This window comes from Thalassolituus oleivorans MIL-1 (genome assembly GCF_000355675.1).
In the GTDB taxonomy this organism is placed as follows: domain Bacteria; phylum Pseudomonadota; class Gammaproteobacteria; order Pseudomonadales; family Oceanobacteraceae; genus Thalassolituus; species Thalassolituus oleivorans.
In genome coordinates this window covers 2048243-2074844 of record NC_020888.1, presented here as the reverse complement: position 1 = coordinate 2074844, position 26602 = coordinate 2048243, and the positions used below count along the sequence as shown (strand labels likewise).

The following is a 26602-nucleotide window of genomic DNA, read 5'->3' as shown; positions in this document are numbered from 1 at the left end:
GCCTGCTCCGAGCCATTGAGTAGTCTGTATAGTCAGTAAAAACAATAATCCCGGTCTCTGCCGGCGATCAGCAGCTAGGACGACAGCATGACTATTCAGACGCATAAACGCACCTGCAGCCTGTGCGAGGCCACCTGCGGTATTGAAATTGAATTTAATCCTGCAACGGAAGAGATACTGTCAATTAAGGGAGATAAAGACGACCCTTTTAGTCAAGGTTACATCTGCCCTAAAGCGACGGCGCTGCAAGATCTGCATGAAGATCCGGACAGAGTAACGACGCCAATGTTGAAAACCGAGTCTGGTTGGCAACCGATAGGCTGGACGCAAGCGCTGGACATTGCCGCCAAACGGTTTGCTGAGATTCAAGCTAAGCATGGCAAAGATGCTATTGGTTCTTATCTAGGCAACCCTAACGTTCATAACTATGGCAATTTGTTGTTTGGACCTTTGTTGCTCAGGGCTTTGGGTTCAAAAAATAAGTTTTCTGCTACATCCGTAGATCAGCTTCCGCATCATATGGCGAGCTTGCATATGCTTGGCCATCAACTTTTGTTGCCGATTCCGGATATTGATCGAACCGACTTCATGATCATTATGGGTGCGAATCCGTTGGCGTCGAATGGTAGCCTGATGACAGCACCAGATTTTCGGGGGCGTATCCGCGCCATACAAAAACGCGGTGGTAGAGTGTTGGTGATTGATCCGCGTCGCACCGAAACAGCCAAGGTAGCGGATGAGCACTGGTTTATTCGTCCAGGGCAAGATCTGGTTTTGTTGTTGGCGATTTTAAATATTTGGACCAACGAACAGCGCGATGAATTGCCAACGTTACCGGACTATGTCGAGAGTCTTGATCTTGCAAGTTTATGCGCAGGATTCACTCCCGATATCGCTGCCAAGGCGACCGGCATTGATGAAAGTAATATTCGTCAGCTAGCGAAGCAGTGGTTAGCAGCCCCATCGGCTGTTTGCTATGCCCGAATGGGCTTATCCGTGCAGCAGTACGGCGGTTTATGTCAGTGGTTGGTGAACGTATTGAATATCGTCAGTGGCAATTTTGATCGCCCTGGTGGCGTGATGTTTACTAAGCCAGCAATTGATTTACCGGCTATTTTGGCGGCTCGTGGTGGACGCGGACATTTTGATAGATATCGTAGTCGTGTGCGTAAATTGCCTGAATTTGGCGGAGAATTTCCTGTCGCTGTAATGGCGGAAGAAATTCTTACTGGGGGGCAAGGGCAGATACGTGGCATGCTGACGGTCGCAGGCAATCCAATCATCTCAACGCCAAACAGTGATCAGCTTAACCGTGCCTTTGAATCTCTCGATTTTATGGTGTCGATAGACTATTTCATTAATGAAACGACTCGTCACGCCGATCTAATTCTTCCCCCTTGTGGCCCGTTAGAGCGTGATCATTATGATCTGATTTTCAATACGTTTGCGGTGCGTAATGTGGCGAAATATGCGCCTGCTTTGTTCGATAAACCAAAGGGCGGCAAAGAAGATTGGGAAATCTTGTTAGGTTTGGCTAAGCGTTTAAATCGCGGTTCTCTAAAGACTCGACTCCAAACCTCACTAACCTATGCCGTTATGAACTGGCTCAAGCCAGTGGGTATTCTTAAAGTCCTGCTTAAACGAGGACCGTATCAGTTGGCATTGAAAACGTTGATTGAAACGCCAGAAGGTTTAGATCTTGGTGCGTTGGAGTCTTCCATGCCGAATCGTTTGTTTACTAAAAACAAGAAGTTATCGCTAACTCCTAAGGTTTTTGTCGATGAGCTTCAGCGGTTGCGCACAGCATTGTTAGCGCCACAAAGTGACGATTCACTGTTAATTGGTCGCCGCCACGTACGCAGTAACAACTCTTGGCTACATAACAGCCGTCGTTTAACCAAAGGGCCAAGACGTGATCGGTTGTTACTGAACCCTGTCGACGCCGAACGTTTAGGTATTGCAGAAGGGGACACGGTTAAGGTGACGTCGAGGGTGGCGACGCTCACAGTGCAAGCTGAGCCTTGTGACTCCATGATGTTGGGTGTTGTGAGCTTGCCGCACGGTTGGGGTCATGATGAAGATGGCGTGCAACTGGCTCAAGCGCGACAAGCGGGTGGGGTGAATACTAATCGTTTAACTGATGATCATTATTTGGATGAGTTGACCGGAAATGCGGCCCTTAATGGTGTCTCGGTAACGATTACTCGCGTCGCTTAAAGATGCTTTAGCTCGTGATCATTGTGTTTGACGCGAGCTATTGCCACAATGCCGATTCCTTACTGAATAGAGTGTTACCCAGTGCAAATCGTTGCCGACGAAAATATCCCGTTACTTGATCAGTTTTTCTCAGAATTTGGAGATATCGTTCGAGTGCCAGGCCGAACTATGACGGCTGCTGATGTAGCGGATGCCGATATCCTTATCGTTCGTTCCGTTACTCAGGTGAATGAGCAGCTGTTGGCAGGCAGTAAGGTGAAGTTTGTTGGTACTGCGACGATTGGTACAGATCATATTGATCTCGATTATTTAGAAAAAGCAGGCATTGGTTTTCGTAGCGCGCCGGGATGCAATGCTCAAGCCGTGGTCGATTATGTGTTGAGTGCACTGAGCGTTCTTGTTGATAGCCGCGGTATTGCCTTTACTGAATTATCAGTTGGTATTGTTGGGCTGGGCAATGTCGGATTGCTGTTGCGCAATAGGCTAGAAGAGATGGACGTTGAGGTGATTGGCGTTGATCCATTTAAAGATCCGGAAGACGTGGGAGTTTTGTCCTCCTTTGAAGAAGCTCTAAGTGCGGATGTCGTGACATTCCATACGCCCATGACGAAAAGCGGTGACCATCCTACTTGGCACATGCTGAACGCTGAAACCCTCGCCAAGATGAAACCGGATGCTTGTTTGATTAACGCAGCTCGTGGGGCGGTTGTCGATAATGCGGCCTTGTTAGAACACTTGAAAGCAAACGACGACTTCTCTGCAATCTTGGATGTTTGGGAAGGTGAACCCGAGATAAATACTGAGCTGTTAGATTATTGCTGGCTAGGTACTCCCCATATTGCGGGATACTCGTTGGATGGCAAGATGCGCGGTACCGAGATGGTATATCACGGTGTTTGTGAATTCTTTGGCTTACCTATCCGCTGTAAATTGGCGCAGTTTTTACCAGAACCCGGAATTAAACGCGTTAACTTTACCGAGCAAGCGCCGGTTCATCAGGCTTTACGCACGGCTATTCGGGCTGCTTATGAAATTCGTGTGGATGATGGCGTGTTGCGATCAGCGATGCGTCGATCTAAGAATTTACGCGAGACATTTGATCGCTTACGTAAAGAGTATCCACTGCGTCGTGATACACCAACGTTACGAGTTGGAGTTCCAGCGCGAGCGCATGATTTGATGGATGCCTTGACTTCGGCAGGATTTGACGTTCGCACTAAGTAGCTATTTAGCTACGATTCCTTGATTAGATACGTTCGTAACAGAAAGCTCACTCGTGTGGAATCTTGTTCCATGCGAGCGCTCTCCAGTATTTGAAACACGGGTTGGTTTGCTATTGGCTCAAGCGCTAATAACCGTGAAAACGCTTTACTGGTAAGCACAAAATTATCGACGGACTCCTGTCGGTCCATAGCACCAAAACGAACAAAACCTTCATCTTTGAGCCAGCACAGGGCACCAAGTGCAGCGATGTGTCTGGCGCTATGAAGTCCAAATTCGTCCATATCGTCAGGGCCCGCGATATCTTCCACAAACAGAGTTTTTGCTGCAGGAAAAGACTGCAGGCCCATTAGTAGGGCTACTGCGCAATCGTTAAAAAATTCGTCGATATGAACGTCTAGCATACTTATCTGCAGCCTGTTACAGCTGCTGATAGGTTTCGAAGAAATGCTTGGTTTTATCCAAGGCGTTGGTCAGATCTTCCGGGCGTGGTAAGAACACAACGCGGAAGTGGTCTGGGGCTGGCCAGTTAAAGGCCGTACCATGAACAATCAAGATTTTCTGCTGTTCAAGTAAATCCAATACCATGCGCTCGTCATTACGAATATTAAAGCGTTTCGCATCCACTTTGGGGAAGCAGTACAGCGCCCCTTTTGGCTTAACACAGCTAATGCCAGGAATATCGTTGAGCATTTCATAAGCGATATCGCGCTGCTGACAAATACGACCCGTAGGGGCGACTAAGTCATCAATGCTTTGATAGCCACCAAGCGCGGTTTGAATAGCGTGTTGCGCTGGAACGTTGGCACACAAACGCATGCTCGCTAGCATTTCCAGACCTTCGATGTAGTCTTTAGCTTTGTGCTTAGCACCGCTGATAATCATCCAACCAGAACGGAATCCAGCCAAACGATAGTTTTTGGATAAACCGTTGAAGGTAATAATCAATAAATCGTCGGCAAGGGCGCCGGTTGAAGTATGCGTTGCACCATCGAACAATATTTTGTCGTATATCTCATCTGAGAAAACGATAAGGTTGTGTTCGCGCGCAATTTCTAGCATCTCAAGCAATAAAGCATCAGGATAAACTGCGCCCGTCGGGTTGTTCGGATTGATCAACACCATGGCGCGCGTTTTATCGGTGATCTTGCTGCGCATATCATCAAGGTCGGGATACCAATCTGATTGCTCGTCGCAGATGTAGTGCACCGCGCGCCCACCAGCTAAGCTGATCGCGCCAGTCCAGAGCGGGTAGTCTGGCGCAGGAACTAATACTTCATCACCATTATTCAGTAGACCTTGCATGCACATCACGATCAGTTCGCTGACGCCGTTGCCTATGATGATGTCTTCAATTGTTACATTGGCTATGCGCTTTTGCTGAGCGTATTGCATGATAGCTTTGCGCGCAGAAAATAAGCCCTTTGAATCACAGTAGCCTTCAGAGTCTGGGAGGTTATAGATAACGTCCTGAATGATCTCTTCTGGCGCGTCGAGTCCGAACGGTTTTGGATTGCCGATGTTAAGCTTCAGAATTCGATGACCTTCTTCTTCCATGCGTTTGGCCGCCTGTAGTACAGGTCCACGTAGGTCGTAGAAAACGTTAGCCAGTTTGTTGGATTTTAATATTTCCTGCATGGAACTCGATCTGCCTGTGTTGCATCGAAAAGAAAAGGAGGCATCATACTCCGACCCCGTGCGCTTCGAAAGTGGGAACACCTATGAAAAAGCTTGTTAAAACAGCCGATGAATGGCGTAAGACCTTATCTCCTGAATCCTATCGCGTTACTCGAGAGGCTGGAACAGAGAGACCATTCACTGGGCAATACTATGATAGTAAAGATGAAGGCACCTATCGCTGTGTCTGTTGTGGTGAACCTTTATTTTTATCTGACAGTAAATTTGATTCAGGTTGCGGCTGGCCAAGCTTCAGTGCTCCCGTATCACACGAAGTGATTGATGAGCGTACCGATACGAGTCATTTTATGGTTCGTACCGAAGTAACTTGCAAGCATTGCGACGCGCATCTAGGTCATGTATTTACCGATGGGCCAGCACCGACTGGATTGAGGTATTGTATTAACTCGGCTTCGTTAACCTTCGATAAAGCATCTACCAAAGAATAGGCACCTGGGGAAATAGCCTGAATTCAGAAGGCTGTTCTCGGTTGTTAAAGTATATTGTATGCAATATAGTTTCGTGCAATGTAAATGCAGCCGCGGTTGCGCTATAAACGGGAGAGAGTTGAGATGACGGTTTTAAATTACACTATGCCATTACTTAATGGTGTTGAGCAGGATCTATCCGAATACGCAGGCAAGGTTGTATTGGTCGTGAATACCGCAAGTAAATGTGGTTTCACATATCAATATGAAGGCCTTGAAAGCATGTATAACGCCTACAAGGACAAAGGCTTGGTCATTTTAGGCTTCCCTTGCAACCAGTTTGGCAAGCAAGAGCAGGGCAGTGAGGCGGAAATTGGAGCGTTTTGCCAAAAAAATTATGGTGTCTCCTTTCCAATGTTTAGCAAAATTGAAGTGAATGGCGACGACGCTGCGCCTTTATATCAAGCGCTTAAAACGGCTGCTCCCGGATTGATGGGAACTAAGGCGATAAAATGGAATTTCACGAAGTTTTTAATTAATCGTCAAGGTGAAGTCGTGCGCCGTTACGCACCAACCACCAAGCCAGAAGAATTATTAACCGATGTCGAGACTGAATTGGCACAAGCGTAATGTCGATTAAAAAATACCCTCATTTGTATTTGTCGAATCAAACTTGTTTTGCGGCTTATACCGTGGCGCGACAAATTACCCAAGCCTACCACCCGCTATTAAAGCTACTTGGCCTGACCTATCCCCAATACTTAGTGATGCTAGTGCTATGGGAAGCGATGGAAAATAATCAGCAGTGGTTAAAAGTCGGAGATATTTGCGATGAGTTGATGCTGGATACGGGCACGGTTACGCCGTTACTCAAGCGTATGGAGACTTCGGGATCTATCGTTCGTCAGCGCTCGGAAAGTGATGAGCGTATCGTGCTTGTGGGGTTAACGGAACAGGGAATGTCATTGCGTGAGCTGGCTTCAACGGTGCCGAGTAATTTGATGTGCCGAGCTGGAGTCTCTATCGATGAGGTAGCCTCCCTGAGGGACCACTTGTGGGGCTGGATAAAACGCTGGCAGAAGGCAAAAAATCAGTCGTAGTTCTTCTTTTTCCAAGCCTCGTCGGCCTCTGCTAGCTCTTCCGTTTCTGCCGACAGCCGTGAGCTGGTATGTGTTTCATAGCGCTGCTGCTCTAAGTTAGTTATTTCTTCGGATAGTGCACTCATTAACTCCTGCAAATCGTGCGGGAGTTCCCCTAGCGCTCGAAGTGCGTCTTCAGCACGTTTCAAAAAATGGATAGCCTGATTCGGACTGTTCTGCTTTAACGCATTTTGAGCACGAGCTTGATAAACACCGATGCAGATTCGGGTGTTGAGCATGCGTCCTTCTTTAATGACTTGGCGAGCGATGTTTGTTTCGACAATTTGATGCCCGTAGGCTTCTTTCACAAGCTCCAGCAAGGATACGACTGATTGACGCAATGCCTGCGCTTTTTTTAGGTCTTTTGGCATTGGGTAGCTGAGCGGTGGAGGAGGGTTGTTTTGCCATTCTTCGGCCATCGCCGCTGCGCGATTGGTGCGCGCATTTGGCGGGATTCCGAGTAATTGGATTTGTTCTTGGTGGTATTGAATGACTCGAGCAATGAATTGCAGTGCTTCTGGGCTTAACCATTTACTGAGTTCTTCTCCGTAGAGGCATGCCTTATTCATGTTGTCGCTATGCATTACAGCCTGCCTTAAGCGTTCCAGACGGCGCTGTTCTAACCATCGACTGAAGGTTAAAGCAGCGAGCGCTGCAAATGCAGTGACGATGGCAATAGCAATTAGCAAACTGGTGCTCATGGCGTCTTATTCCTGTCCCTTCGGGCCTGATTGAGGTTCACCTGCTGTGTTAGCTCTGACTGAAATATAACCAGGAGCATTAAACATAACGTCTAAAACCAGTGTAGACCGAAAATTTTACATTGCAGGGCTTGACGACTCGTCGATACGAAAATAGAATGCGCGCTCTTTGATTAAGACGTCCCCATCGTCTAGAGGCCTAGGACACCGCCCTTTCACGGCGGTAACAGGGGTTCGAATCCCCTTGGGGATACCATCAAAAATGTTTTGCGGGAATAGCTCAGTTGGTAGAGCACAACCTTGCCAAGGTTGGGGTCGGGAGTTCGAATCTCCTTTCCCGCTCCAAATATTTTTGTTGGTATTACGCCAGACGCTTGATCAATAATGTTGTTGAAAAAGTAAGAAAAAACGCTTGCAAATCAACAACAAAGCGCTAGAATGCGCAGCACTTAACGCGATGTCCCCATCGTCTAGAGGCCTAGGACACCGCCCTTTCACGGCGGTAACAGGGGTTCGAATCCCCTTGGGGATACCAATCTTTTTAAGATTCGGTATACACCAGGCAGAAGCGTTAGGTAATAAGCGGGAATAGCTCAGTTGGTAGAGCACAACCTTGCCAAGGTTGGGGTCGGGAGTTCGAATCTCCTTTCCCGCTCCAAATTCAAAAACCTCAGTGCGAAAGTACTGGGGTTTTTTTATGCGAGAAACTCCCGACCCAAGGGTCGAGAGCTGGAGCGCCAGTCCGATCGATCTCCTTTCCCGCTCCAAATTCAAAAACCTCAGTGCGAAAGTACTGGGGTTTTTTTATGTGACAGAGTTTGAGAGCTGGAGCGCTTTTGGGGCGCTCCAAATCGACGACTATTATCGCAATGCGCCATGCGCTGCCTGATAGTCGAATGTTTTACCGTCACTTTCAGCTTCTGCTGCCATGTCTTCTAAACGCTGAAAGCGTTCTATCTCGTCATCTGCTAGAAAATGCAGGCAATCGCCACCGAAGAACCATAGTAAGTCGCGATCGATAGCGGGCATTAGTTGCGGGTGGTGTGTTGCGATATTGGCTAATAGATCATGGCCTGATTCATAACCTGAACCAGTTTGTTGCACCAGTTGGTCAATAACGAGCTGTAATTGCTGTAGAATCTCTTCCGAAATTGCTGTGCTGTCCTGCTTGCTCGCATTTAGCAGACGAGTTTGGGTGTTTTTAAGTAGCCCTAAGTGATAGTCCAGACGTTCGCTCATTCGATCTCTCATAAGGTTATAGGTATGGTTCCGGCATTAATGGTGGAAGGCCTCGCTAAGGTATATGGCAACGGCTTTGAAGCCTTAAAAGGTATAAACCTCACAGTACAGCAAGGCGATTTCTTTGCTTTGCTGGGGCCAAATGGTGCGGGTAAGTCAACCACCTTGGGTATTGTATCGAGTCTGATACAGAAAACATCTGGTTCGGCATCTATTATGGGCTTTGATGTGTCCAAGCAGGCATTTGATGCCAAGCGTCATTTGGGCGTCGTACCGCAAGAATTCAATTTTAACCAGTTTGAAAAAGTGTACGACATTGTCGTTACTCAAGCGGGGTACTTCGGTATGACTCGCAAAGAAGCAGCAACCAGCACTGAAAAGTTGTTACGTCAGCTTGATCTATGGGACAAGCGTGATCAGCCGTCAAGAATGCTTTCTGGTGGTATGAAGCGTCGTTTGATGATTGCTCGTGCTTTGGTGCATGGTCCGAAAGTCTTGATTCTGGACGAGCCAACCGCGGGAGTGGATATCGAACTACGTCGTTCAATGTGGGCTTTTATGCAAGAGCTCAATAAAAGCGGTACTACCATTATTCTTACGACCCACTATTTGGAAGAAGCGGAGCAGTTGTGCCGTAACATCGCCATTATCAACAAAGGGCATATTGTTAAGTGCATGAGTACCCGCGAGTTACTGAGTCAACTTAAGACCGAAACCTTCGTGTTCGATTTGATATCCCCGGTTGCTGAATCATTCAACTTGCCGGGTTTCGAAACGAATATTGCTAATTTAGAAAGCATTGAAGTCACGGTTGAAAAGGGGCAAAGCATTAATCAAATTTTTGCTTTGCTAACCGAACAGGGGGCTGAAGTTCGTAGTATGAGAACCAAGTCAAATCGTTTAGAAGAGCTATTTGTCGGCTTAGTTCAGGGAGACAACGCATGAGCTTAATGCGCGTACAATGGGTAGCCTTCAATACCATTCTAGTGAAGGAAGTTCGTCGATTTATGCGTATCTGGCAGCAAACCTTATTGCCGCCAGCCATTACGATGACACTCTACTTCGTGATTTTTGGTACTTTGATCGGTTCGCGAATTGGTGAAATGGGCGGCGTAGATTATATGTCCTTCATTGTTCCTGGTTTAATCATGATGAGTGTTATTACTAACGCGTATGGCAATGTGTCGTCGTCGTTTTTTAGTAATAAGTTTCAACGCAGTGTTGAAGAAATGATGGTGGCTCCGGTTCATCCGGTGACAATTTTATTAGGATATCTTGGCGGTGGTGTCGTGCGCGGAGTTCTTGTTGGCGCTATCGTAACGCTTCTGTCGTTATATTTTACCGACTTGAAAATCTATAATATTTGGATCGTGGTCAGTGTCATACTGCTATCGGCTATTTTGTTCTCACTTGGTGGTTTTATTAATGGAGTTTTCGCTACTAAGTTTGATGACATTGCCATTATACCGACCTTCATTATTACGCCTTTGACCTATTTAGGCGGTGTGTTTTATTCCATTAATCTTCTGCCTGAGTTTTGGCAGGGGGTATCAAAGTTAAATCCAATTTTGTACATGGTGAATACCTTCCGTTACGGCGTGATGGGGGTGTCTGATGTCAGTGTTGTATTTGCATTTGGTATGTTGATTTTCTTTATCGTCATTTTAGCCGCGTACAGTGTTTGGTTGTTGCAGCGCGGCGTAGGAATGCGACAGTAGTAGGAGATAGTGTTATGGCATCAGTTCACAGCGACAACAATCCATTGGGTCAGGTATCTGCCTATCGCGATACCTATGATCCGAGTGTGCTGTTTCCAATTGAGCGTGACGAAAGCTGGAGGGCACAAGGATTAGACCGCAATCAATTCCCCTTTTTCGGCGTTGATATTTGGAACGGTTACGAGATTTCTTGGTTGAATGCCAAGGGTAAGCCCTTGGTTTGCACGGCGGAGTTCCGGATTCCAGCCACTAGCCGTTATTTGATTGAGTCTAAGTCATTCAAGCTCTATCTGAATTCCTTTAATCAGTCGCGCTTTGACAGCGTAGACGCTGTAAGGGCGCTCATGGTTGCCGATTTATCTGCTGCGGCAGGTGTGGCTGAAGGGACGTTTGTAGACGTTATCTTTCATGGCTTTGATACGCAATTTCCGTTAGCGCCAGAGGCGAAATGCTTAGATGATATTGATATCGAAGTATCCAGCTACGAACTTGATCCTGAATTTCTGCGCGCTAATGGGGATGAAATTTTCGACGGCTGGCTCTGCAGTCATCTGTTGAAGTCGAATTGTCCTGTGACAGGGCAGCCCGATTGGGGCAGTATCTTCGTTTATTATCGAGGATCCAAGATCGACGAAGCGGGCTTGTTGCAGTACTTAGTGTCCTTACGTCAGCACCAAGATTTTCACGAGCAGTGCGTCGAGCGCACCTTTAGGGATATTTCAGCACGCTGTCAGCCGGAAGCATTGACGGTTTATGCTCGCTATGTGCGACGTGGCGGTTTGGATATCAATCCGTTCCGTAGTTCTATGACGGATGCAAAAGCAGAGAATTTCAGGCTGTTTCGGCAGTAATTGGGATTTTTCGGTCGTGTCATTAAGTGCGTCAGGCGACGCACTTTCCGCGTAACTTGCGTGCTGCTTTTTCTAGCGCGTCAGCCACTTTATCTTTATCTTCTTCGCGAATTTTATCCGTTTCCATGTGTAGGGCAAAGCCTTCGATATCGTGGTTAACATAGTTATTATCGATACCATTATCTAGGCGATAATCGACCACTTGAAAGGTGGGTATCGGATCGCGAAAACCTTTAACAATTGCATTGGATCGACTTCTACATACGATTCGGTCTCGTACTAAGCTGTAGGTATCTTGGGATATTAAAATTTCTCCCGCTTCAGCTTCGGTCTCTAGGCGGCTGGCTAGGTTAACTTCTTTACCGATAATGGTGTAATCCATGCGGCTTTCTGTACCAAAGTTACCGACTGTGCAGTAGCCCGTGCTGATACCCATTCGGATCTGTAAGGGCGTTGTTAATCCATGCTCAGCCCAGCGTTGGCGAAGTTTGTCCATATGACGACGCATTTCGATGGCCATAGATACACAAGCGAGTGCATCGCGTTTGGTGCCTTTGGTTTTGGGATCTCCAAAGAAAATCATGATGCCATCACCAATAAATTTATCGATGGTGCCGCCATATTTCAGCGCGATTTGCGACATATCGGTTAGATAGGTATTCAGTAAGTCGGTGAAGGCTTCCGCTTCCATTTGTTCTGATAATGCGGAAAAGCCGACGATATCTGAGAAAAATACGACTAGTTTTTTACGTTGTGTTTCTAGACGAGCTTGTCGGCGTCCTGAAAAGATCGACTCCCATACCTGCGGGGCAACGTACTTAGATACCTGATGCGATAGCGCTTGGAAGCGCTCTACTTGCCCTTGAAACTTCAGTTTCAAACGAATAAGGTCGCGGGCTTGGCGATAGCTGTTATACGCCGTAAGAGCCAGATGCACACCGACGCCTGTTGCAGTAATTAAAAATACTTCTGTTGGTAATTGAGGCATAGGGGTATAGCCAATCACGAGGTAGGCTGCCGCTGCACCTGAGATAAGCGAGACAATACAAAATGCCCATGCGGTGAAGCTACCCACAACAATAAAGCTGGTGTTGATCATGATGAGAAAGAGTACAACCAGCTCCATTGGGAAATTAATGTAGCCAAGAAACAGACCACACCAAAGTGCGTCACCATGAATAAGAAATTGGCGTGTAATATAAGCGCGACGACGACGGAAAGGGCGACTTAGTATATAAATGAGATGTGGATACGTTAGCGCAATGACTGGGACTATCATCATTTGCTCACCGTAGTAACCATAATGCATGGCCGCAAACATCGCTAATGCAGCGACCCCGTAGCCAAATATGCGAGCTACATAGTCCTGTCTTGGCAAGGTCGTCTCGGAGAAATGAGAGAGGTCTTGTGGACTAGCCATGCTCACATCCTAGATTGTTATTATTATGTTAGGTAAAACCTATCACTTCTAGTGACATAGTCTTAGATCTAAGTATATACCGTTAAATTAAGGGCGCAGCAATAGCCTGTCTGGAATGTCATGAACCATGTTGGGTATTATGCGCCAAATGAATAACTAAAGAGAAGGTCAAAAAATGGACGCAATTAAGGCGATTACTGAACGAGTTTCCGTCCCTCAATTGACAGGGCCCGACATTACTATGGCGCAAAAAGAGACATTGTTTCAGGCTGCCTTGCGAGCTCCTGATCACGCATGGTTAAGACCAAGCCGATACATCACCATTAGTGGAGACGCACGATCAACGCTAGGGGAGATCTTCTTGCAATCAACACCGGAGTGGGAGAGCCTCTCTGAGGAGCGCCAACAGAAGCTGAGAGGCATGTTGCAGCGCGCTCCATTGGTTATTGTTGCGGTCACGCGGGTACAAGATCATCCCAAAGTGCCACGGGACGAACTATTACTATCAACCGGTGCTGGCATACAAAATATGCTGACAGCTGCTTGGGCTCTAGGATTAGGAGCAATTTGGCGCACCGGAGATATGGTGCATAGCGAAGGTGTCCGTCAGGCATTGGAACTAACCACTGACGATGTCATCACTGGGTTCGTTTATATAGGCCACGTTAACTGCACACTGAAGCAACCGCCAGTGATGCTATCTACCGACTTTGTTAGCGAATGGAATGGCGAAACTCTTGTAAAAACAAACGACTAGGCAAAGTGTATTGACGCTTCGTAAGTGCCTGCGTATAGTACGCGACCTCTGAATTGCGCTTTTAAGGCGTGCATTTAGAAATTGGTGAGGTGTCCGAGTGGCTGAAGGAGCACGCCTGGAAAGTGTGTATAGGTTTATCCCTATCGAGGGTTCGAATCCCTCCCTCACCGCCAATATTTAAGAAAAAGCCCCGTAATTCGGGGCTTTTTTGTGTCTGTTTGATTAGTCGTCCCCCAATCCGTCCCCTAATGCTTTTGAGAATTTTGTGACCTGGTGTGTTGTAAATTTGCAGGGTGAGTGCTTCAGTGCAGTCACGTTTTCGACTTTAGTCCTTCACGTAATAGTCTGACGATTAACTCGTTTCTTTTGATTCCTTTGTTTGCCGCTGTTTTGTCCAATTTTTCGATCAAATCGTTAGGGATCATTGAGTTTATTTGCTTCGCATCTTTGTTTTTTGTGCGATAGTTACTTGAATTGAATTGATTTCTTAACTTTCCTATCAATAGTTTGACTCCAGCCAGTCCATCACTATGTATCAAGGCGTCTAGGGCTATTATTACCTCGATTTCGCTATCAAATGGACCGTTAAGTAATGAGCAGGTATTCACATTATCATTTATAAGGGATAGTTTTGCGCTAGTATCGTCCTTAAAAAATCGTGAAATGAATATCGTTTGCTGTTGATGCGACTTCCAACTATTTTGTAGTTCTTCTGCAATAACCTCTCTATGAGGTCTGTCGTTTAAATTTTTTGATGTGGAACGAATAGCATCAAGAAAGGCAATAATGTGTTCTTTATCAGTCGCATTCATAGCTTTTAGAGATTCTTCGTACATGCGTTTATCAATCTCCTTCTCTATATCCGATTTGCCGAAGAGCTCCCATTCATTACTCACTTGAATGGGTATATTTCTCAATAGCCATTTGAGTTGACGCTGATCGGTTTTTATCCAGTCAATGACATTATTTTGAGCAACTGAATCGCCCCTAGTTTCCTAGACACCCATTTGCTTCAAAAAATAATTCTTTTCATAGTCTGAATCGCCCCTAGTTTCTTAGACACTCTTTAAAGTTACAATGTATTTAAAGAGGAGGCCGAGATGGCTGGTGAACGATATAACGAAGAATTCAAGATCGCAGCAGTAAAGCAAGTGACCGAACATGGTTACTCCATTGCTGATGTTGCTCAGCGTTTAGGCATTACAACTAAGAGCTTGTACAACTGGCGTGATCGTTACGGCGAGAATGCGCAAGCCTACCACGAGAAGCAATCCAGTCATGAAGAGCTGCGTAAGCTTAAAGCGGAGCTAAAACGTGTCACAGAGGAGCGTGACATATTAAAGGAGGCCGCCGTGTTCTTTGCTGCCGAGTCAAAGAAAAATACACGTTCATAAAATCTCGAACAGATCGCTACTCCGTTCGTACCCTGTGTCGAACACTTGAAGTTCATCCCAGTGGGTTTTATGCCTGGTTAGCGAACCCCGAAAGTACACGGCAGAAAGTTGATGAGTATCTACTCGGGTTTATTAAGCAATTCTGGCTTGAGAGTGGTTGCGTTTATGGCTATCGAAAAATCCATAAAGATCTAAAGCATGCAGGAGAACACTGTGGAAAAAATCGTGTTCATCGACTGATGCAGCAGGCACAAATACAGGCAGAGCGGGGCTACAACCGAAAAACACGCTATGACAGCGGCGAGTTATCCACCGTTGCCCCTAACCTACTGAATCGTGAATTTGATGTATCCAAACCGAATACCGTATGGGTCACCGATATTACCTACATTCGTACCTATGAGGGCTGGCTGTTTCTAGCGGTAATCATTGATTTATTCTCACGGCAGGTCGTTGGCTGGTCGATGAGTGAACGTATTAATACCGATTTGGTACTGAATGCAATCACGATGGCGTGCTGGCGAAGGAAGCCAAAAGGTGAGGTGATCGTGCATTCCGATCAAGGTTGCCAATACACAAGTTACGACTGGCAAAGCATGTTAAAAGCCAATAACTTAACCGTCAGTATGAGCCGTAGAGGGAACTGTCATGATAATGCCTGTGCGGAAAGCTTCTTTGCCTTGCTAAAGCGAGAACGTATTCGCCGTAAAATTTATCGCACAAGAGAAGAAGGAAAAGCGGATATATTTAATTATATTGAGCTGTTTTATAATTCCACACGTCGTCATGGTAATAATAATGACTTGTCGCCAAGGGACTATGAAAAGAATTATTTCTTGAAGCAAATGGGTGTCTAGGAAACTAGGGGCGATTCAATCCACCGATACACATGGTGTTAATCATGTGAACTTTGCCTTGCTGGACTTGTTTGGGTACACATTTGCACCCCGTTATGCCCAGTTTGGAACAGTAATATCAGATCTTTTTGATGTGAGTGAGGGGGAAGAAAACAAGGCGACACTCTCGTTGAAAAAGCCTATCAATACCACGTTAATTGTCGATGAGTGGGATAGTATTCAACGGATCATAATATCGTTACAGCAAAAGACGATAACGCAGGCAATGCTTGTGAGAAAGCTTTCTGGCTACAGTCAAAACCACCCTTTACTGAAAGCGTTAACTGAGTACAACCGAATGCTCAAGGCCATGTATTTATTAGACTATATTGATGACGCCAGCCTAAGAACTTATGTCCAACGAGCTTTGAATCGCGGGGAAGCCTATCATCAATTACGTCGCGCTATTGCTCATGTAAATGGAAATCGTTTTCAAGGAAAGTCAGACGATGAAATCGTCTTATGGAACGAATGTGCAAGGCTTTTAACGAACGCCATTATCTATTTTAATTCGCTGATCTTGAGCCGATTACTAGAGCACTTTAAGGCAGAGGGTGACGATCAAAAATTGGAAATCATTAAGCAAGTTTCACCAGTGGCATGGCATAATATAAACTTGAACGGAACTTACAGCTTTAGCTTTGAACAAAACTTACTTGATTTAGATGAAATTATGCAATCAATAGTACAGAATGAAAATTAAGAGGCCTGTGAATGTCATGTTAGCTGTGGGTTGTAGCGATAAGTGTTACATTAGGCGGGGATGTCCCCAGAACCCCAATTTTAGTCATTTAAACACATGCAAAAACCGTATCATCGAAGCTGAGTATACTGTAGTGGATAAAGAGCGAAGTAAGTAAATCGTGCGTATTATGTTGGTAGAAGATGATGCTCCATTAGGTAATGCAGTTAAACTTGCACTGCATGATGCGTCCTATGCGGTAGATTGGGTTCAAGATGGAGAGTCTGCCTTACGCGCTATAGAGCTTGAAGAATATGCACTTATTTTACTTGATCTTGGTTTACCTAAAAAAGATGGCCTAGAAGTTTTACGCGAGCTTCGAAAGGACAAAAATAAACTGCCAGTCATCATCATTACTGCACGTGATGCAGTAGAGGACCGAATACGAGGTTTAGATTACGGTGCCGATGATTATTTAGTAAAACCATTTTCCATAGACGAGTTACATGCCCGTATTCGTGCTGTGATCCGTCGCAATCACGGTGTTGCTGATCCAGTTTTAAGCAATAATATAATTACACTTAACCCAGTTAACCGCGAAGTGTCTCGAAATGACCAAACTTTTCAGCTCACCGCTAAAGAATATGCTTTGCTGCATGCCTTGATGCTCAGGCTCGGTGCAATTTTATCTAGAGAAAAACTCGAAGAGAGTATTTATGGTTGGAATGAAGAGGTGGCGAGCAATGCCATTGAATTTATTATTCATGCTTTGCGTAAAAAACTCGGTAAAGATGTGATAAAAAATGTACGGGGAATGGGCTGGATGGTGAGTAAATGAACCGGAAACTATCCTTACAACGAGAACTAAATAAGTGGATCATTCTTAGTTCGTTAGTATTGGTCTTGCTCGGTGGTGTGATTGCAGGAGGTATCGCTTTTTTTCAGGCTAGGGAGCTGCAAGATAATACCTTAACCAATATCGCTAACTTAGTTCGTACCGGAAAACTACAACAGTTAATACTCGATCATCAAGATTCAGAAGAAGAAGAATCTATTATCATCCAAGAACTTGGTAAACAAACTTACTTTTCGAATATTCCCTCCACTGTTAAAGATGGACTGCAAACCTTAGTCTTAGATGATGAAGAATGGCGAGTATTCACTACTACACAACAGCAAAGTCAGCGTCGATTTGTCATCGCCCAACAGACCGAATTGCGTGACATGATTGCCTGGAGTAGTAGTTTGGCCGTTTTTTTGCCCATCGCGTTGCTGGTTGGTATTCTGCTTATCCTTATTCATGTGATTATCCGCGCGCAATTCTTGTCACTGGGTAAACTGACCAAGGTAATGGATAAGCAGGATGGCATGCACTTAGCGAAAATTAACGAACTTTCCTCTAAAGACGTGCCAATTGAAATCGCTCCATTTGTTTTCTCTATTAATGCCTTATTATCGAGAGTTGGACAGGCGATGCAAAAACAACAGCGTTTTATAGCCGATGCGGCCCATGAATTACGCACCCCCATTGCTGCTCTGGCTTTACAATCCGAAAATCTTGCTCATGCAACGACAGAACAAGACAGAGAAGAACGACAACATGTTTTACAACAAAGTTTGCTGCGTTTACGAAATTTGGTTGCGCAACTGCTTGATTTGGCTCGTTTACAAAGTGAAGAAAACGTCAGCATACAAGAAATATCCTTTAACATGGTGGTTCAGGATGTTAGTGCAGATATGTTTCCAATTGCAGAAGCTGCTGATATAGATCTTGGAATGCTCAGACAGGACGAAAATATTATTGTAGGTGATAAGCAAGGGCGATTAGGTCAGCTGGTGCGCAATGCGATTGAGAATGCCATACATTTTACTCCTCACGGAGGAAAAGTGGATATAAGCCTATACAAACAGGACGGCAAAGCTGTTTTAATTGTTGAAGATAGTGGCAAAGGCATTCCAGAAGCAGAGCTAGAGCAAGTCATGCAACCCTTTTACCGGGTTATGGAGGGTGTGCAGCCGGGAAGTGGTTTAGGCTTGGCAATAAGTCATGAGATTGCACAACGCCTAGGTGGGAGCATAATACTAGCGAATCGTGAACACGGAGGGCTGCAATTTAAGTATGAGCAACCTTTACTATAAATGTTAGTTTTTTTGTTTGAGTTGCTGGGGACATAATAACCAATTGTCTTAAGTCACTATGTAATCCTTTAAATTCAAATTTCACAGCGAACTGCCACTTTGCCACAGACATAAAACGTAGGTCAGAAAATCATGTTTTATAAAAGAGATACTCAAATTTAATCAAAATCACGCCTGCTTTTTAGCAGTAAATATAAGTGGCAGGGTCAGCGAAGCCATTTGGGCTTTTAAAACAATAGAATGAACGGTAGTCGGCTAGGATTACAGCAAAGTAATGTGTGAGTAATCACTTGGAAATGTTCGAGGAGTATATTACCATCGTTATCACTTGCTCAATTCATTTATTCAACTGTAGGTAGCTAATTTTTTACCTGCGATAGATACCAATAGTCCATTTGAAAGCAACATAATTAATTTTAAGTGACTGTTTTAGAAGCAACAATAAAATTTTATTAGTGCTCGTTACAGCAGCTCGATTGCCATATTTTTTTCAGTTTAATCGTTATTTTACAGGGGGATTCATGAACTCAAAACTTTCTCATAATCAAGCTAGGCGTCGTTTTGTGAAAGGTACTGCTGCTTTAACTGCACTCGCTTCAACCGGAATGATGAGTTCCTTTACTTGGGCTAGTCCACCAAATAAACAATTGACCGGCAAATTTTTTAACTTAGATATTGGTGAAAAAGAAGTCAATGTCACAGGAAGTACAGCCAAAGCCACATTGGTTAACGGTTTGCTTCCAGGGCCAGTATTGCGAATAAAAGAAGGTGACGAGGTAACAATTAAAGTAACCAATTATCTCACAGAAATGACTACAATCCACTGGCACGGAATGATATTGGATCCAGAGATGGACGGTGTTCCGGGCATTAGCTTCCCTGGAATAGAGCCTGGTGAATCGTTTGACTACAAATTTAAGGTCGTCCAAAGCGGCACTTACTGGTATCACGCGCATACATTAGCTGAACAAACTGGTGTTTATGGGGCATTAATTATCGATTCTCTCAATCCCCTCGAAGAAGAAAGAGTTGATCGAGATTATCCCGTAGTTTTAAGTGATTGGACTGATGAAGATCCCGTTGATGTCTATCTTAATTTAAAGAAAATGGGAGGGTATTATAACTATCAGCAACTTACAGCAGGCGATTTTATCAATGATGTATCCAATGTAGGTTTGGCCAAAGCGTTTAAGCAACGTCAACCTTGGAACAAAGCAAGAATGAGCCCGACGGATTTTAGCGACATAAGTGCTGCAACATATACCTATTTAATGAATGGAAATTCACCAGCTAGCAATTGGCACGGAATAGCCAATAAAGGTGAAAAAGTCCGTTTAAGATTTATTGGAGCCTCGACAGCCACATTTTTTGATATTCGTATTCCTGGCCTCAAGCTAAAAGTGGTTTCAACCGATGGTCAAAATGTTCAACCGGTAGTTGTAGATGAATTCAGGATTGGTCCCGGTGAAACCTATGATGTGATAGTCGAAATTCCAGATAATCAAGCATATTCGGTTTTTGCTCAGGCACTTGACCGCTCAGGCTATGTTAGTGGTACGTTATCAGCCCAAAAATCGATGAAAGCATCACCGCCACCAATCGATGCGCCGGTACTTCTATCTATGGTTGATATGATGGGAGAGATGGGAAAAAGCAGCAGTGATAAAGGTATGCAGATGATGCCTAATCACCTTGCGATGCAAAAGATGGAAAATCAGGGCTTAGCTAAGGCTAGTAAACAGGTGAGGCATGCTTCAACCGAGTTCGGGGCTGGAGTTGATATGCGAGTCGATATGCCCAGAACAAATCTTGACGATCCAGGGGCAGGTTTAAGAAATACCGGCAGACGAGCATTAACCTATGCCGATCTGAAAAGTTTAAAAGTTCCAGAAGATACGCGCACACCGACTCGAGAAATCGAAATGCACCTTACCGGAAATATGGAACGTTTTATTTGGTCAATCGATGGCCTTAAATTAAACGAAGCAAAACCTCTCCATTTTCCTTTAGGTGAGCGCATCAGAGTCATATTACATAACGATAGCAATATGCTGCACCCTATGCATTTACATGGGATGTGGTCTGACTTAGAGTCACCAGAAGGCGGTTTTCAGGTGCGAAAACACACTATTACCGTACAGCCAGCTCAACGAGTGAGCTTTCTTGTTACTGTTGATGCGCCTGGGCGCTGGGCATTTCATTGTCATTTACTTTACCATATGGCCGCAGGCATGTTTAGGGAGGTGGTAGTAGCATGAAAATTTTTAATCAACACTCAATCAATGGTTTTTTAATTACCCTCTTTCTGAGCATAATGTTGCCAAATATGGTGCGGGCTAGTGAAAAGGATACTTCAGTAAATAACGCTAGAATGAAAATGGATTCGAATCAAAGCAAAGAGAAGGAAAAACCTCAGAGCTCAATGTCCATGAAAACTGATTCAAATGAAAGCATGGGAAAAGAAAAAGCACCGGATTCAATGTCCATGAAAATGAATTCGAATGATAACAAAGCAACAGGTACACGCGACCCCTTTGCTAATTCAGGAGGTTACGAATATACAGGTATGGGAGGCTGGGAAGAAACTGATGAAATGACTGTTAGTAAGGTCATATTTGATCAATTAGAGTACCGAAATGGAAACAATACAAAACTTAACCGCTGGGATATGCAAGGTTGGCGAGGTACAGACTATGAAAAGTTTTGGGTTAAATTTGAAGGCAGAGACATTAAATCCGAAAGTGGTGGTGAATTTGAAGTTCAAGGGCTATACAGTAAAGCCGTATCGGCGTATTGGGATATTCAGTACGGCGCACGATATGATCGTGCATACGGCAGTGGAAAAAACGATGAACGCTATTTTGGTGTAATTGGTGTTCAAGGGCTGGCACCCTATTGGTTTGAAGTTGAACCCGCTCTTTTTGTTGACAGTAATGGTAAAATATCGGCTCGTATAGTCGCAGCTTACGATCTTCTGCTTAGCCAACGATTAATTTTACAGCCAAGAGCAGAAATAAACGCTTCTGCAAGCGATTTACCGGAGCTTGGCATTGGGCAAGGTGTCAATGATTTTCAACTTGATCTGCGTCTTAGATATGAGTTTAAAAGAGAGATTGCGCCGTATATAGGTATTACTTGGCAGAAAAAATACGGAGACTCTGCCAAATATTCTCAACAACAAGACAGCTCATCTGAGTTTACTGAAGTTGTGTTAGGTGTTCGAATTTGGTTTTGACCTTAGCGCTATAAATACTATGTATACCTTGTGAAATGATAAGTCTAAAAAACGTTACTCATTAAATGGAACTTATCAATTTTTATTTGCATTTTGACATGACCTATTAAATCGATAATTTTAAAATAAAAGAGGCAAGCATGAGTAACAAAGAATTACACCGTTCAGACCGAGTAGGGTGGCTAAGGGCAGCTGTATTGGGTGCCAATGACGGCATTGTTTCTACTGCCAGTCTCATTATTGGTTTCGCTGTTGCTAGTGCCACTCAAGAAAACATCCTCCTTGCCGGGATCGCTGGGTTAGTTGCTGGCGCAATGTCGATGGCTGCTGGTGAGTATGTATCTGTTAGTTCCCAATCAGATACAGAGAATGCCGATTTGGCGCTTGAAAAAAAGTCTCTAGAGCAAGATTTTACGTTTGAGTTAAATGAACTATCGAAGATATATGAAGGCAGAGGACTTGAGCCTGATTTAGCGGCAGAAGTTGCAAAACAGCTAATGGCTCATGATGCTTTGGGGGCACATGCAAGAGATGAGATCGGTATATCTGAAAATGTAAATGCGCAACCTATTCAAGCGGCTTTTTACTCCGCAGGAACCTTTACAGTCGGTGCAGCACTTCCACTGCTAGTCGCCTGGTTTATCCCTGGTAATCTTTTAATATATACGGTTGCAATCCTTTCACTTGTTTTTCTAGCGCTTCTTGGTGGACTAGCAGCCCGTGCGGGAGGTGCTTCCATTACTGTCGGTGCTTCTAGAGTTGCATTTTGGGGAGCACTCGCAATGGCATTAACGGCTGGAGTGGGCAGGCTATTTGGCGTCGCCACCTAGTAATATTCCACAATTAATTTTAATAACCCAAAATAAGATATTCAATGAATATATTTAATACAACAAAGCAGTACCTGCAAGAACGTCAAACAAGATCAGTTAGCATTCTTCATGTAGCAATTATTGTTCTAATTTCAAGCCAGCTCATTGTTAGTAATTTTATGGCTTTTAGTGACACCGGAGATTTAAGTTCTAACACAATCGAGTTTTACGGAACTTGGCTGCATATCATCACAGGACTTTTTCTTATACCCGTAGCTATTACGTTTCTTATTGTGGAATTAAGGCGGCATAGCCTTAAACATTTTTTTCCCTATCTTTATGGGGAGTTCACTCAGCTAGGCGGTGACATCAAGCATTTATTGAAGTTTAAACTTCCTGAAGCAAGTGATTATGGTATTGCTGGCAGTATTCAAGGTCTAGGTTTAGGAGCATTATTTTTAGTCCTATTTACTGGCTTGTTATGGTTTATTACTTGGAATGCTAATCTCTCATGGTCACATGATATAGAAGATGTGCATAAGCTCTTAACGGGATTAGTACAAGCATACATGATTGGACACGGTGTTATGGGCGTTTTGCATATTTTTGTCTATTCAAAGTCTCTGAAAGGCGGCTAACAATAAAATGGATAGGCAATAACAAATTTGGCCCCTACAATAGCATTCGCCCCCCGACTCCCAATAATGGCAAAGCTGGTATATTTCTCGTAATACCATCGATCGAACAACTAGATTACCAAGCACTTATTAAAAATAGTGATGGTTAACCCAGCGATCAAATACCCAAATAATAATCCGGAAATTTGTGATCAGATAAACTTAATACTGCTTATTTAAATTGGATTGAATGTCTTTTGTATTGCACTGTATGTTACATACCGCTCTTTGATTAATTATAATAATCATTAAGGCGACAACAATCCTGGCACAGGGTGTGTTTTTTTAAAAAACCATCTGGCATCAGCACTTTTGACTCACATGTATTATCTATAATAGTTTTAGTTTATACACTTTTTTAGAATACTAATGATTTCAAAAATCTAAACTGATTAACCTAATTTTAATTTTCCTCGTTAGGCAAAACCAAAGTCAATATTAAGTGAACAATCAGCGCACGGTAAGCAGTTCTTAAGAATAATTGAATATCATACAGGCACTTAACAAGGTGTTCGTATGAATCCAAAACTCCCCTATATTATTTCCTTAGTCGCTTACTTATGTGGAGCCAACCTCGTCCTTGCTGCAAGCGAAGAGGCACAACCTAATTGCGATCAAACCACTAACCTAAATCTTAAGACTAATGACATTTTTGATTTAACCGATCCAGACACCATATTTTTACATCACTGGGCAAATTTATTACACATAAAAACAAAAGACATCACTCTAATAAATGAAAGCGCATTTTTTATCCAAAAGTGCGACATCGCACAAGCTGATATTGATGAACTGGAACGCCACCTAAGAAAGCAAAAATATATCCGTGAAGCAAAAGTCACGGTGAATGATGATAATAAAGTTGATGTTGAGACCTGGGATAATTGGTCACTTATGCCAACAGTCGACTTTGGAAGAAAGGGGGGTATTAATAAATATGCCATTGGCATAAAAGACCGCAATTTGCTGGGTTTAGGCATTGATGCAGAGCTTGAATATTTTAGTAATAACCAGAGAACCGGTTACAAGTTTGACACTCATTTCCCACTTTTTTTAGACCGAAATATTAATGCTAGTATTAGGCTAACAAGTAGTGACGACGGCAGTTCACGAGCCATTTTCCTAAACAAAAATTTTGTAAGCTTTGATACTGAACAGGCCTATAAGGTCGGCATCAATAACTTTAATCAAATTGATACTCAATTCCAAAATGGCGTTACGGTTGCTAAATATAATCACGACCAATCCTATGCCGTTGCACATTGGCAATGGCTACTCAGCGACTCTAATAATGAAACGTTGAGATACGGTATTGGTTATATACGAGATAAACACCAATTCTCTGACTTAGCTATCCCAACGCTTTTTACTTCAGGCTATCTACCTGAAAACAGAGACTACCAATATCCCTTCTTGAGCCTAGAGTATCTGCAAAAGGACTATAGGAAGTTAACCAATTTTAACCTAATCAACCAAATTGAAGACTTTAACATTGGCTGGCACGTTTACGGGCTAATCGGTCGGGACTTTTCAAATACGCCTCAATCGCCTGATGCAATTTGGGAGTTTACGTTTTCTAAAGGGCTCCAAACGTCTGAAAACGGGTTTCTGTTTTTCGATGGCCAATTTAAAGGGGAATTTAATTCAACTTCCGTAACGCAGGACCGAACGCAACTATCGTTTTCAACTGAGTATTTCCATAAGTTTAATAACAATTGGGGGGCCTATTTTAAAAATTCTAACACCATCAGCAAGAACCCATTCTTAGATGCCCCTATAGCACTAGGAGATGACTCAGGTGTTAGAGGATACCCTTTAAATTATCAGCATGGTAAGAGCACAACCCAATTCACTCTAGAGGCTAGATATTATCCTCACATTAACATTTACAAGTTATTTGAATTGGGTGGAGCAGCCTTTATAGACACCGGCAAAGCCTTTGGAGATAGTCCAATTGGCAATGTGAACAACTCTACTCTTACATCCGTGGGCTTAGGAGCTAGGTTTTACTCTACGCACTCCAGTGAAGCTCAGGTCATTCACATTGACATAGTCAAACCGCTCTCCACTGATATGGGGTTCTGGGGACATCTGAATCGCCCCTAGTTTCCTAGACACCCATTTGCTTCAAAAAATAGTTATTTTCATAGTCCCTTGGCGACAAGTCACTATTATTACCATGGCGACGTGTGGAATTATAAAACAGCTCGATATAATTAAATATATCCGCTTTTCCTTCTTCTCTTGTGCGATAAATTTTACGGCGAATACGTTCTCGCTTTAGCAAGGCAAAGAAGCTTTCCGCACAGGCATTATCATGACAGTTCCCTCTACGGCTCATGCTGACGGTTAAGTTATTGGCTTTTAACATGCTTTGCCAGTCGTAACTTGTGTATTGGCAACCTTGATCGGAATGCACGATCACCTCACCTTTTGGCTTCCTTCGCCAGCACGCCATCGTGATTGCATTCAGTACCAAATCGGTATTAATACGTTCACTCATCGACCAGCCAACGACCTGCCGTGAGAATAAATCAATGATTACCGCTAGAAACAGCCAGCCCTCATAGGTACGAATGTAGGTAATATCGGTGACCCATACGGTATTCGGTTTGGATACATCAAATTCACGATTCAGTAGGTTAGGGGCAACGGTGGATAACTCGCCGCTGTCATAGCGTGTTTTTCGGTTGTAGCCCCGCTCTGCCTGTATTTGTGCCTGCTGCATCAGTCGATGAACACGAGTTTTTCCACAGTGTTCTCCTGCATGCTTTAGATCTTTATGGATTTTTCGATAGCCATAAACGCAACCACTCTCAAGCCAGAATTGCTTAATAAACCCGAGAAGATACTCATCAACTTTCTGCCGTATACTTTCGGGATTCGCTAACCAGGCATAAAACCCACTAGGATGAACTTCAAGTGTTCGACACAGAGTACGAACGGAGTAGCGATCAGTTCGAGATTTTATGAACGTGTATTTTTCTTTGACTCGGCAGCAAAGAACACGGCGGCCTCCTTTAATATGTCACGCTCCTCTGTGACACGTTTTAGCTCCGCTTTAAGCTTACGCAGCTCTTCATGACTGGATTGCTTCTCGTGGTAGGCTTGCGCATTCTCGCCGTAACGATCACGCCAGTTGTACAAGCTCTTAGTTGTAATGCCTAAACGCTGAGCAACATCAGCAATGGAGTAACCATGTTCGGTCACTTGCTTTACTGCTGCGATCTTGAATTCTTCGTTATATCGTTCACCAGCCATATCGGCCTCCTCTTTAAGTACATTGTAACTTTAAAGAGTGTCTAGGAAACTAGGGGCGATTCATCTAGCAATAATCGCGCAGATCAGTTTAGTCATTGGGGCGATGGTACTATTCGCAGAATGGGAGGAACATCTGTT

General features: G+C 44.1%; 24 protein-coding genes, 5 tRNA genes and 1 pseudogene. 23 read left to right on the top strand and 7 right to left on the bottom strand.

The features are described 5' to 3' along the window. Positions 1-87 precede the first annotated feature (87 nt). Both TOL_RS09425 and pdxB read left to right on the top strand, forming a co-directional pair. Positions 88-2217 carry a molybdopterin-dependent oxidoreductase gene (locus tag TOL_RS09425; protein ID WP_015487083.1) on the top strand — a complete coding sequence of 710 codons (2130 nt, stop codon included), beginning with the start codon at positions 88-90 and terminating at the stop codon, positions 2215-2217. An 81-nt stretch (positions 2218-2298) separates the two neighbouring features. Then, complete coding sequence (pdxB, locus tag TOL_RS09420) at positions 2299-3441, top strand: 4-phosphoerythronate dehydrogenase PdxB (protein ID WP_015487082.1); 1143 nt, start codon at positions 2299-2301, stop codon at positions 3439-3441. Positions 3442-3449: 8 nt separating this feature from the next. Here the strand turns inward: pdxB and TOL_RS09415 are convergent, their stop codons facing one another. After that, positions 3450-3842 carry a hypothetical protein gene (locus TOL_RS09415; RefSeq protein WP_015487081.1) on the bottom strand — a complete coding sequence of 131 codons (393 nt, stop codon included), beginning with the start codon at positions 3840-3842 and terminating at the stop codon, positions 3450-3452. A 16-nt stretch (positions 3843-3858) separates the two neighbouring features. After that, on the bottom strand, positions 3859-5076 hold the full coding sequence (locus tag TOL_RS09410; protein ID WP_015487080.1) for a pyridoxal phosphate-dependent aminotransferase: 1218 nt from the start codon (positions 5074-5076) through the stop codon (positions 3859-3861). A gap of 83 nt (positions 5077-5159) precedes the next feature. Between TOL_RS09410 and msrB the strand changes: the two genes are divergently transcribed. From msrB to TOL_RS09395, 3 genes are all read left to right on the top strand, one after another. Beyond that, entirely contained in the window at positions 5160-5564 is a 405-nt protein-coding gene (gene msrB / locus TOL_RS09405; RefSeq protein WP_015487079.1) for a peptide-methionine (R)-S-oxide reductase MsrB, read from the top strand. A gap of 123 nt (positions 5565-5687) precedes the next feature. Beyond that, a complete protein-coding gene (locus TOL_RS09400; RefSeq protein ID WP_015487078.1) occupies positions 5688-6173 on the top strand; it encodes a glutathione peroxidase in 486 nt (161 codons plus the stop codon). Then, positions 6173-6643, top strand: coding sequence for a MarR family winged helix-turn-helix transcriptional regulator (locus tag TOL_RS09395; protein WP_015487077.1), 471 nt, complete (start codon positions 6173-6175; stop codon positions 6641-6643). The genes TOL_RS09400 and TOL_RS09395 overlap by 1 nt, the downstream gene beginning before the upstream one ends. Here TOL_RS09395 and TOL_RS09390 read toward each other — a convergent pair. After that, positions 6634-7383: a hypothetical protein gene (locus TOL_RS09390; RefSeq protein ID WP_015487076.1), complete on the bottom strand. Its 750-nt coding sequence runs from the start codon at positions 7381-7383 to the stop codon at positions 6634-6636. The genes TOL_RS09395 and TOL_RS09390 overlap by 10 nt on opposite strands. A gap of 180 nt (positions 7384-7563) precedes the next feature. Here TOL_RS09390 and TOL_RS09385 point away from each other — a divergent pair. The 4 genes from TOL_RS09385 to TOL_RS09370 all read left to right on the top strand — a co-directional run bounded on the left by TOL_RS09385 (position 7564) and on the right by TOL_RS09370 (position 8041). Then, positions 7564-7639 (top strand) — tRNA-Glu (locus tag TOL_RS09385). 13 nt (positions 7640-7652) lie between these two features. Further along, positions 7653-7728, top strand: a tRNA-Gly gene (locus TOL_RS09380). 114 nt (positions 7729-7842) lie between these two features. After that, positions 7843-7918: transfer RNA gene (locus TOL_RS09375), tRNA-Glu, on the top strand. A gap of 47 nt (positions 7919-7965) precedes the next feature. Then, positions 7966-8041: transfer RNA gene (locus tag TOL_RS09370), tRNA-Gly, on the top strand. Positions 8042-8244: 203 nt separating this feature from the next. Here TOL_RS09370 and TOL_RS09365 read toward each other — a convergent pair. Next, positions 8245-8622: a PA2817 family protein gene (locus TOL_RS09365; protein ID WP_015487074.1), complete on the bottom strand. Its 378-nt coding sequence runs from the start codon at positions 8620-8622 to the stop codon at positions 8245-8247. 24 nt (positions 8623-8646) lie between these two features. Between TOL_RS09365 and TOL_RS09360 the strand changes: the two genes are divergently transcribed. Genes TOL_RS09360 through queF form a run of 3 tightly spaced genes read left to right on the top strand, consistent with a single transcriptional unit; the run spans position 8647 to position 11191 of the window. Further along, positions 8647-9567 carry an ABC transporter ATP-binding protein gene (locus TOL_RS09360; protein WP_015487073.1) on the top strand — a complete coding sequence of 307 codons (921 nt, stop codon included), beginning with the start codon at positions 8647-8649 and terminating at the stop codon, positions 9565-9567. Further along, complete coding sequence (locus TOL_RS09355) at positions 9564-10340, top strand: ABC transporter permease (protein ID WP_015487072.1); 777 nt, start codon at positions 9564-9566, stop codon at positions 10338-10340. Before TOL_RS09360 ends, TOL_RS09355 begins: the two co-directional genes overlap by 4 nt. Before the next feature lie 14 nt (positions 10341-10354). After that, a complete protein-coding gene (gene queF / locus TOL_RS09350; protein ID WP_015487071.1) occupies positions 10355-11191 on the top strand; it encodes an NADPH-dependent 7-cyano-7-deazaguanine reductase QueF in 837 nt (278 codons plus the stop codon). A 31-nt stretch (positions 11192-11222) separates the two neighbouring features. Here the strand turns inward: queF and TOL_RS09345 are convergent, their stop codons facing one another. Continuing rightward, entirely contained in the window at positions 11223-12611 is a 1389-nt protein-coding gene (locus tag TOL_RS09345; protein WP_015487070.1) for an adenylate/guanylate cyclase domain-containing protein, read from the bottom strand. A gap of 175 nt (positions 12612-12786) precedes the next feature. Between TOL_RS09345 and TOL_RS09340 the strand changes: the two genes are divergently transcribed. Both TOL_RS09340 and TOL_RS09335 read left to right on the top strand, forming a co-directional pair. Continuing rightward, positions 12787-13368 (top strand): nitroreductase family protein, encoded by a 582-nt coding sequence (locus TOL_RS09340; RefSeq protein ID WP_015487069.1) that lies wholly within the window; start codon positions 12787-12789, stop codon positions 13366-13368. Between the two features lie 83 nt (positions 13369-13451). Beyond that, a tRNA-Ser gene (locus TOL_RS09335) sits at positions 13452-13541 on the top strand. Between the two features lie 138 nt (positions 13542-13679). Here the strand turns inward: TOL_RS09335 and TOL_RS09330 are convergent. After that, the gene (locus TOL_RS09330) at positions 13680-14204 is read right to left on the bottom strand and encodes a hypothetical protein (RefSeq protein ID WP_015487068.1); all 525 of its coding nucleotides are present in this window, start codon (positions 14202-14204) and stop codon (positions 13680-13682) included. A gap of 264 nt (positions 14205-14468) precedes the next feature. On the opposite strand from TOL_RS09330, the gene TOL_RS09320 reads away from it, so the two are divergent. From TOL_RS09320 to TOL_RS09280, 9 genes and pseudogenes are all read left to right on the top strand, one after another. Beyond that, positions 14469-15619, top strand: a protein-coding gene (locus tag TOL_RS09320) for an IS3 family transposase (protein WP_399347676.1) whose coding sequence is annotated in 2 segments (ribosomal slippage) — positions 14469-14712 and positions 14712-15619 — 1152 coding nt in all. Because the reading frame shifts where the segments join, the coding sequence is not laid out codon by codon here. 13 nt (positions 15620-15632) lie between these two features. Then, positions 15633-16361, top strand: a pseudogene (locus TOL_RS09315) (Tn3 family transposase); the annotation flags it as partial. Between the two features lie 169 nt (positions 16362-16530). Further along, on the top strand, positions 16531-17178 hold the full coding sequence (locus tag TOL_RS09310) for a response regulator (protein ID WP_269450281.1): 648 nt from the start codon (positions 16531-16533) through the stop codon (positions 17176-17178). Then, positions 17175-18479: a sensor histidine kinase gene (locus tag TOL_RS09305; RefSeq protein ID WP_015487065.1), complete on the top strand. Its 1305-nt coding sequence runs from the start codon at positions 17175-17177 to the stop codon at positions 18477-18479. Before TOL_RS09310 ends, TOL_RS09305 begins: the two co-directional genes overlap by 4 nt. Positions 18480-19000: 521 nt before the next feature. Then, on the top strand, positions 19001-20737 hold the full coding sequence (locus TOL_RS09300) for a copper resistance system multicopper oxidase (RefSeq protein WP_015487064.1): 1737 nt from the start codon (positions 19001-19003) through the stop codon (positions 20735-20737). Further along, positions 20734-21714 carry a copper resistance protein B gene (locus tag TOL_RS09295; protein ID WP_007103506.1) on the top strand — a complete coding sequence of 327 codons (981 nt, stop codon included), beginning with the start codon at positions 20734-20736 and terminating at the stop codon, positions 21712-21714. The genes TOL_RS09300 and TOL_RS09295 overlap by 4 nt, the downstream gene beginning before the upstream one ends. 140 nt (positions 21715-21854) lie before the next feature. Beyond that, positions 21855-22544, top strand: coding sequence for a VIT1/CCC1 transporter family protein (locus TOL_RS09290; protein WP_007103505.1), 690 nt, complete (start codon positions 21855-21857; stop codon positions 22542-22544). 44 nt (positions 22545-22588) lie between these two features. After that, positions 22589-23164: a cytochrome b/b6 domain-containing protein gene (locus TOL_RS09285; protein ID WP_015487063.1), complete on the top strand. Its 576-nt coding sequence runs from the start codon at positions 22589-22591 to the stop codon at positions 23162-23164. Between the two features lie 555 nt (positions 23165-23719). Continuing rightward, positions 23720-25309 (top strand): BamA/TamA family outer membrane protein, encoded by a 1590-nt coding sequence (locus tag TOL_RS09280; protein WP_015487062.1) that lies wholly within the window; start codon positions 23720-23722, stop codon positions 25307-25309. Positions 25310-25313: 4 nt separating this feature from the next. Here TOL_RS09280 and TOL_RS09275 read toward each other — a convergent pair. After that, a protein-coding gene (locus TOL_RS09275) for an IS3 family transposase (protein WP_173391449.1) occupies positions 25314-26464 on the bottom strand; the annotation gives its coding sequence in 2 pieces (ribosomal slippage) (positions 25314-26221 and positions 26221-26464; 1152 coding nt in all). Positions 26465-26602: the final 138 nt, after the last annotated feature.

Bases quoted from the DNA above. Each gene is read 5' to 3' on its own strand.
- TOL_RS09425 (WP_015487083.1), top strand. From the start codon at position 88: ATGACTATTCAGACGCATAAACGCACCTGCAGCCTGTGCGAGGCCACC.
- TOL_RS09415 (WP_015487081.1), bottom strand. From the start codon at position 3,842: ATGCTAGACGTTCATATCGACGAATTTTTTAACGATTGCGCAGTAGCC.
- TOL_RS09410 (WP_015487080.1), bottom strand. From the start codon at position 5,076: ATGCAGGAAATATTAAAATCCAACAAACTGGCTAACGTTTTCTACGAC.
- msrB (WP_015487079.1), top strand. From the start codon at position 5,160: ATGAAAAAGCTTGTTAAAACAGCCGATGAATGGCGTAAGACCTTATCT.
- TOL_RS09400 (WP_015487078.1), top strand. From the start codon at position 5,688: ATGACGGTTTTAAATTACACTATGCCATTACTTAATGGTGTTGAGCAG.
- TOL_RS09395 (WP_015487077.1), top strand. From the start codon at position 6,173: ATGTCGATTAAAAAATACCCTCATTTGTATTTGTCGAATCAAACTTGT.
- TOL_RS09390 (WP_015487076.1), bottom strand. From the start codon at position 7,383: ATGAGCACCAGTTTGCTAATTGCTATTGCCATCGTCACTGCATTTGCA.
- TOL_RS09365 (WP_015487074.1), bottom strand. From the start codon at position 8,622: ATGAGCGAACGTCTGGACTATCACTTAGGGCTACTTAAAAACACCCAA.
- TOL_RS09360 (WP_015487073.1), top strand. From the start codon at position 8,647: ATGGTTCCGGCATTAATGGTGGAAGGCCTCGCTAAGGTATATGGCAAC.
- TOL_RS09355 (WP_015487072.1), top strand. From the start codon at position 9,564: ATGAGCTTAATGCGCGTACAATGGGTAGCCTTCAATACCATTCTAGTG.
- queF (WP_015487071.1), top strand. From the start codon at position 10,355: ATGGCATCAGTTCACAGCGACAACAATCCATTGGGTCAGGTATCTGCC.
- TOL_RS09345 (WP_015487070.1), bottom strand. From the start codon at position 12,611: ATGGCTAGTCCACAAGACCTCTCTCATTTCTCCGAGACGACCTTGCCA.
- TOL_RS09340 (WP_015487069.1), top strand. From the start codon at position 12,787: ATGGACGCAATTAAGGCGATTACTGAACGAGTTTCCGTCCCTCAATTG.
- TOL_RS09330 (WP_015487068.1), bottom strand. From the start codon at position 14,204: ATGTACGAAGAATCTCTAAAAGCTATGAATGCGACTGATAAAGAACAC.
- TOL_RS09310 (WP_269450281.1), top strand. From the start codon at position 16,531: ATGTTGGTAGAAGATGATGCTCCATTAGGTAATGCAGTTAAACTTGCA.
- TOL_RS09305 (WP_015487065.1), top strand. From the start codon at position 17,175: ATGAACCGGAAACTATCCTTACAACGAGAACTAAATAAGTGGATCATT.
- TOL_RS09300 (WP_015487064.1), top strand. From the start codon at position 19,001: ATGAACTCAAAACTTTCTCATAATCAAGCTAGGCGTCGTTTTGTGAAA.
- TOL_RS09295 (WP_007103506.1), top strand. From the start codon at position 20,734: ATGAAAATTTTTAATCAACACTCAATCAATGGTTTTTTAATTACCCTC.
- TOL_RS09290 (WP_007103505.1), top strand. From the start codon at position 21,855: ATGAGTAACAAAGAATTACACCGTTCAGACCGAGTAGGGTGGCTAAGG.
- TOL_RS09285 (WP_015487063.1), top strand. From the start codon at position 22,589: ATGAATATATTTAATACAACAAAGCAGTACCTGCAAGAACGTCAAACA.
- TOL_RS09280 (WP_015487062.1), top strand. From the start codon at position 23,720: ATGAATCCAAAACTCCCCTATATTATTTCCTTAGTCGCTTACTTATGT.